Below are 6,190 nucleotides of genomic sequence, written 5' to 3'. Positions count from 1 at the left end.
CAGTGAATGGGAGGGAATTATAAGCGCTGTTTACGCAGGTAAAAAGTGACCGGTTAATGAGTAAGACCCTCCGGGGGCGGAGAGCCTGGATGGGCTGAACTGGTCAACAGCTTGAAAGGGGAGGGCTGTACAGCTGTTGCAGCCAGACGATGAGAGCAAGAAACCACGCCTTACTGAAAGTACTTGTGCAGAGCATCGTCAGTGAAGTCAGTTTTTGGCATTAAGAAAAAAACATAACCCGGGAACTTTTACATCACTGGATGGATCAATGATGCCAAGTGTTTTTTTGTACACATTTCCAATGTACTTTTATGCAACATCATCGAGGCCTGTTTATGATTCAGCAACCTATTCAGCAGTCCATTCAGCAACCAATTTGAAGCCGTTTTGGGAGCGGGGCGGACCATTCCATTAGGTCTTCTATTATGCATAACCAACGTCGTTGGTTGTAGAATTATAAAAAAGTACGAAACCATATAGCTATTTTTTTAAATAGCGATCAATAATGTTTTGAACCTTTTCTATCTTAATGTCAGCCTGGTCAGACTTACTGTAAATGGTGACCAGGATGGTTTTCGCTTTCGTTTTCAAGTAATAAATTACTCGGTAACCACCGCTTTTACCACGACTGGCATCACGGTTTCTGATCCTGGCTTTGTATAAAACTGCTCCCGAAACCTGTAGCCTATCCCCCGGGGTTTTCCCCGCCGTAAGTTCAGTCAACAGGGGTTTCAGGTCTTCACGCAAGCTGTGATATTTTTTTAACAGCTTGCCCAGTGACCGTTTGAATTCGGGCGTATAATAGAGCTTTATCAATGATCCAGCCCTTTCCATAAGTCATCCAGTGGCTGGTAATCACCGCTGGAAACCTCTTTCCACCCCTGTTCAAATGAGCCTTCTGCACTCCCTAAGGCAACACTTTTGCGGAAGCTGTAGACAATGGTCAGCAGGGCAGGAAGGTGTTCGCTTGGTATTTTTTCGATTTCCTGCTTCAGCATATCCTGCATTTTCGTCTCAGTATCTTTCATGTGCTGCTGCCTCGGGGCTATCTATGGTGTTTTAATTATTGCTGGCTGATAGCCTTTGGACAAGCCTGGAGGCTCAGGGTCAGGTTTTTCATCGTGCGAATTATCCCTCTGACTCTAATTATCATCTTCGTTGCCAAAATGCAGACCCACGAGTGTTAATAGCCAATTGCTCTATCAGAACTGAATTTCAGGATTAGGTACCCTTGTGGCAGCGGGTGGATTGGGGATTGTCGGCTATTCAAGCTATCAGTGGATTACCGGTTACCGGCAGGGGGTGCGTGGCCAGGCGCTGGCGATTAAACCACTGACTCGTGGTAAAGAACTGGCAAGCGCTGCGGTCAACTCGGTATCACAGGGTATTCAGGAAGCCAGGGAACGAGTGAACAGGCAGAGAGTTCCTACACAGAAACCAGACCATGAAATGAGCCAGATACTGACTGAAAGAGTAACTGAGCTGCACAAACGTTTGTAACTTATGTATTCAGACAGTCCCCTGTATTGGAGCATTTAAAAAAGGCGACCGTCACTGAACAGTCGCCTTTTCATAGCACCAGAATGTCAGAACGATCAGGTTGCTGCTGATGCTTCCTGTTTTCCCTCTACAGAGTTCGAAGCATAAGGGGGATGCCACAGGGATCGGTGATATCGCCGCTATTAAGTAGTTAACCAAATGAAATCAAATATTTATTAGTCGAAGCAGGGGAAATTCAACATTGTCAGACGAACCAGCAAAGAGCGAATGCGAGCGACATTGAGCAAGATCAAAGACTATCTCAACACTGTGTTGCCTAAAGTAAAAGTTCTTCGTCCATGGCCGGAGCAACGGTTTGACGTTAAATACTCGAGGTAGGAGCTGTATGCGCTTCCTTTGGTTTTGTGTGTGCCGAAGCCCTGAAACTTTCTCCGATCATTATCCCAATTATGAGTTTTTACTGGCTTCTTTTCTCTTCCTTTTTCTCTTTTTTGGTTTATCTGTTTGCTCTTCTACATGTTCTTCGGCGGTAAAGTAACAGTCATCTGAGAATTGCCCTCCTTCATCGGCAGTAACGTATGCCTCATCTGCTGACACCTCGCCGCTGTTAAGTGACACAGAGCCATGGGCCTCTGGCGGGACGGCTAACCTTGTCCTTATTTGATCAATCACTATTTTCATTGAATTGTGGTTAGCAAGCTTGTTCACCGGGATTTCAATGACCTCAAATCCTAATTTTTGCAGCAGGGCGATTTTCAGTAAAGTCGAACCATTCCTGGTTTTGAAATCACCATCCACGTAATGAGAAGGTCCCTGAACGTCGATAACCATGCTGTAATCTGGCAGAAGCAGGTCAACCGGAGGTAATGAGTTCAGACTTTTTTCTTCTTCAATCTTCAAAGACGGAAGGCTTGATTGGAGTTGATTGTGGAAGGTGGATTGAGGTTGAGAAATGGTTGTCCGGTAATGGGGGGTAACCGGACACGATCTCCCAAGCCAATTTGCGGCCATGGCAATGACGGTTCGACCCTCTGTATTGCCCGGGGATGTAATTTCCAGGCGAGAAAATAGTTCACCTATGTGCTTTTCAAGCGGGTTTTTATCATTGCTACCTGAGTCCAGATAAAATCTGGCACAGAATACCATGACTCCCCAGAGAGATATCGATATCTCTTGCTCAGAGAGTTGAGGGTTTTCAATGATTCTGTCCACAAGAGAATCGAACGTAGATTGAACCAGGTTCAGCTCAATGGCCTCACCCAGTTTCGCCACGGCCCACAGCAGGTTGGCGATATGCTGAGGAAAAAAGAGGTCTTTCTCTTCTTTTGATTCGGCTTTGGCTGTCACATGGTACAACAGCGCGGCCAGGGCTTCTTTGAGCTTCGCTGTCTTCTCCAGCTCCAGCCCGTTGTCCACCAGTGTCACCACGGCCCACAGCAGGTTGACGGTAGCTTGAGTGTTGAAGTGCTCTTTCTCTTCTTTTGATCCGGCTTTGGTTTTCACAAGGGGCAACAGCGCGGCCACGGCCTCTTTGAGCTTCGGTGTTTTATCCAGCGCCAGCCCGTTGTCCACCAGTTTCGCCACCGCCCACAGCAGGTTGGCGATATGCTGAGGAATCAAGTGGTCATTCTCTTTTTTTGATTCGGCTTTGGTTTTCACATGGGGCAACAGCGCAGCCACGGCGTCTTTGAGCTTCGGTGTCTTCTCCAGAGCCAGCCCATTGTCCACCAGTTTCGCCACCGCCCACAGTAGGTTGGCGATATGCTGAGAAATAAAGTGGTCTTTCTCTTCTTTTGACTCGGCTTTGGTTTTCACATGGTACAACAGCACGGCCACGGCCTCTTTGAGCTTCGGTGTCTTCTCCAGCGCCAGCCCGTTGTCCACCAGTGTCGCCAAGGCCCACAGCAGGTTGGCAGTACCTTGAGTGTTGAAGTGGTCTTGCTCTTCTTTTGATTTGGCTTTGGTTGTTACATGGCACAACAACGCGGCCACGGCCGCTTTGAGCTTCGGTGTCTTCTCCAGCGCCAGCCCGTTGTCCACCAGTCTCGCCACGGCCCACAGCAGGTTAGCGGTACCTTGAGTGTTGAAGTGGTCATTCTCTTTTTTTGATTCGGCTTTGGTTTTCACATGGGGCAACAGCGCAGCCACGGCCTCTTTGAGCTTCGGTGTCTTCTCCAGCGCCAGCCCGTTGTCCACCAGTTTCGCCACAGCCCACAGCAGGTTGGCGATATGCTGAGGATTAAAGTGGTCCTTCTCTTCTTTTGATTCGGCTTTGGTTTTTACATGGCGCAAAAGTGCGGCCACGGCCTCTATAAGCTTCGGTGTCTTCTCCAGCTCCAGCCCGTTGTCCACCAGTTTCGTCACGGCCCACAGCAGGTTGGCGACTTCCTGTGGCTTGAAATGGTCTTTTTCTTCTTTTGATTCGGCTTTGGTTTTTACATGGGGCAACAGCGCGGCCACGGCCGCTTTTAGCCTCGGTGTCTTCTCCAGCGCCAGCCCGTTGTCCACCAGTTTCGCTACGGCCCACAGCAGGTTGGCGATACCTTGTGCATCAATATCCCTGGCTTCAGGTTTTTGATTGCACTTAAGTATTATTGGATCAAGTAAAGTTGACAGTAAAGCAGCTTGAGTTTTCTTAACCCACTCATCTGTGTATTTATAAGGGGTAAAAACACCCGCTGAAGTAAATGAATGAAGCGTTGTCGTCAGGCTTTGCCAAGCCCACCCGGGTGTCGCTTTAAAATCATGCAACAATCGTATCAGTTGACATTGTTCACTATGATGTAAAGGGCGTTTTGACGCTGATGTGTATTGTTTAATTGAACTGGCAAATTGACCATGTTTTTTACCATCATACCGATCACCATAACGAGCAGATATCCTTACCAGCCAATCCATTTTTTTTTGTGTGATAAGAGCATTAAAATCATAAACAGGTTTTACTGAATGTTTTGGTGAATAGTGAGCAGAACATGCGTCAGAAGTATGATAAAATTCATTACGCATTGGGATAGAGGGGAGTGGAGTATTTGCCTGCCTGACTGTGCCATGCCTGTATCGCCCACTTCTTGCAGTATCGGCATGATTATCCGGTTGCTTATAATTATTACCTGATGTCGTGTATTTCCAACTTATACCAACAGTGTCTCTATCCATAATTATATTTCATTAATTCATAAAAAATATAAAAAGTAGACTACTGTACTGTTTATAGTTCATCTTGCTGAAATGTCTATAAACTCTGGTTTGATTGGCGCTTAGTGTGCCGAGATAAATCGGCAAGATGTTTATGATTCAGCAACCTATTCAGCAGTCCATTCAGCAACCAATTTATGACAGCGCTTCCCAATGTTCAGGGAATGGCGTCGAACATTCCTGGCTCGGCCATGGCGTTGCTGTTGCTAAAGCATTTGCGAAATCATTGATTCCGATGGAAGATCCTCACTTCAGTATTAATCCCGATAAAACACTGGAAGATATTGGGCGACTGGCCACGGCAACTATCTTGCCGTTGAGTCCCATCCTTTTCATGCGAAAGATATTGCCGATGCCTGGTTCGGTAACTGTGAGCCCGGGCCGGATGTCAAACCGGAATTACCACAGACATCAAAAGCAACCGGGGAAGAGGCTCAGGAAAAAGAACCCGGCTCGCAAGACGTACCCCTTCAACAGCCATCCGCAGCCCGCTATCAAGGGAGTCAGGGAACCAGAGGACTGCTTGCACTTGGTACGCTGGCCAGCTCCTTTCACTATGCCAATTCGGATGCCAATGCCGATTGTCCACAACCCATAAAGATGCCCATAAAGATTAATGATACGAAAACCCTGGACAAGATTGGTCGAGATCCCTGCTATCCACTGGACGGCACATACCAACAGACGGCGGATATTGTTGCCTCTCAAGACTATCAATCCATTGGCAATGATACCGATCCATTCACCGGGCAGTACGATGGGCAGTGCCGTACCATCAGCGACCTGCCTGACTGTTTTGTTGACACTCTGAATGGCAACATCAGTGACCTTCGCTTGACTGGTGCCAATATAATAAATTCCACAAAGGTGACTGGGTTAGCAGCCCGTGTTGTTGATATTAATGGCACCGTCATGGGTGTCCGGGCCAAAAATGCTCTTATTTCCACTTTGGGTGACAACGTTTACGTCGGCATTGGGGGAGGGGAGGTTAGAGGAACGGTTGCCAACATCACGGCGGTGGACAGCACGGTGGAAACCTCGGGTGAACGTGGATACGCCGGCATCGGGGGGGGGATGGTTCACGATGGAGGAGTGGTTGCCAACACCACGGCGGTGAATAGCTATATCATCATGAAAAAGGATTTAGGACCTGAATCCAATGAGCAGCTTCTTTGCCAAAAAGCTGACCCACGTGTGTTAACAGACAATTGCGCTTCGGGAACTGAATTTCCGGATGCGTTGGATTTTTCTTACGGTGATGTTTGCCCGGTAAATGCCGCCACAGTGTCAACAGATGCTACAGCATCAACAGCCGCTACAGCGCTCATTACCACAGGTACACTTGTGGCAGCGGGCGGATTGGGGATTGTCGGCTATTCAACCTATCAATGGATTACCGGTTACCGGCACGGGTTGCGTGGTAAGGAGCTGGCGAAGAAACCCCTGACTCGTGGTAAAGAACTGGCTAGCGCTGCGGTCAACTCGGTATTACATG

Annotated in this window: 6 protein-coding genes; 3 read left to right on the top strand and 3 right to left on the bottom strand. The window is 47.9% G+C overall.

What is annotated here, in order from left to right:
- Nucleotides 1-480 precede the first annotated feature (480 nt).
- Together ACO6V1_RS21930 and ACO6V1_RS21925 are read right to left on the bottom strand one after the other, a co-directional pair.
- Nucleotides 481-834: a type II toxin-antitoxin system RelE/ParE family toxin gene (locus ACO6V1_RS21930; protein ID WP_422468559.1), complete on the bottom strand. Its 354-nt coding sequence runs from the start codon at nt 832-834 to the stop codon at nt 481-483.
- Nucleotides 813-1,028 (bottom strand): hypothetical protein, encoded by a 216-nt coding sequence (locus ACO6V1_RS21925; RefSeq protein ID WP_422449721.1) that lies wholly within the window; start codon nt 1,026-1,028, stop codon nt 813-815. Before ACO6V1_RS21925 ends, ACO6V1_RS21930 begins: the two co-directional genes overlap by 22 nt.
- Nucleotides 1,029-1,233: 205 nt before the next feature.
- Between ACO6V1_RS21925 and ACO6V1_RS21920 the strand changes: the two genes are divergently transcribed.
- Complete coding sequence (locus tag ACO6V1_RS21920) at nt 1,234-1,500, top strand: hypothetical protein (RefSeq protein WP_422468557.1); 267 nt, start codon at nt 1,234-1,236, stop codon at nt 1,498-1,500.
- A gap of 447 nt (nt 1,501-1,947) precedes the next feature.
- On the opposite strand, the gene ACO6V1_RS21915 is transcribed toward ACO6V1_RS21920, so the two are convergent.
- Entirely contained in the window at nt 1,948-4,656 is a 2,709-nt protein-coding gene (locus ACO6V1_RS21915) for an RAP domain-containing protein (RefSeq protein ID WP_422468555.1), read from the bottom strand.
- A gap of 133 nt (nt 4,657-4,789) precedes the next feature.
- On the opposite strand from ACO6V1_RS21915, the gene ACO6V1_RS21910 reads away from it, so the two are divergent.
- Nucleotides 4,790-5,293, top strand: a complete 504-nt coding sequence (locus tag ACO6V1_RS21910; RefSeq protein WP_422468553.1) for a hypothetical protein — start codon at nt 4,790-4,792, stop codon at nt 5,291-5,293.
- A gap of 2 nt (nt 5,294-5,295) precedes the next feature.
- Nucleotides 5,296-6,190, top strand: an 895-nt coding sequence (locus ACO6V1_RS21905; protein WP_422468551.1) for a hypothetical protein, incomplete at its 3' end; no start/stop codon positions are given.

The organism is Endozoicomonas sp. ALC013 (genome assembly GCF_049310205.1).
Lineage (GTDB): Bacteria > Pseudomonadota > Gammaproteobacteria > Pseudomonadales > Endozoicomonadaceae > Endozoicomonas.
Note: the sequence above shows the minus strand (reverse complement) of the source record. Positions and strands in the feature narration are given on the sequence as shown.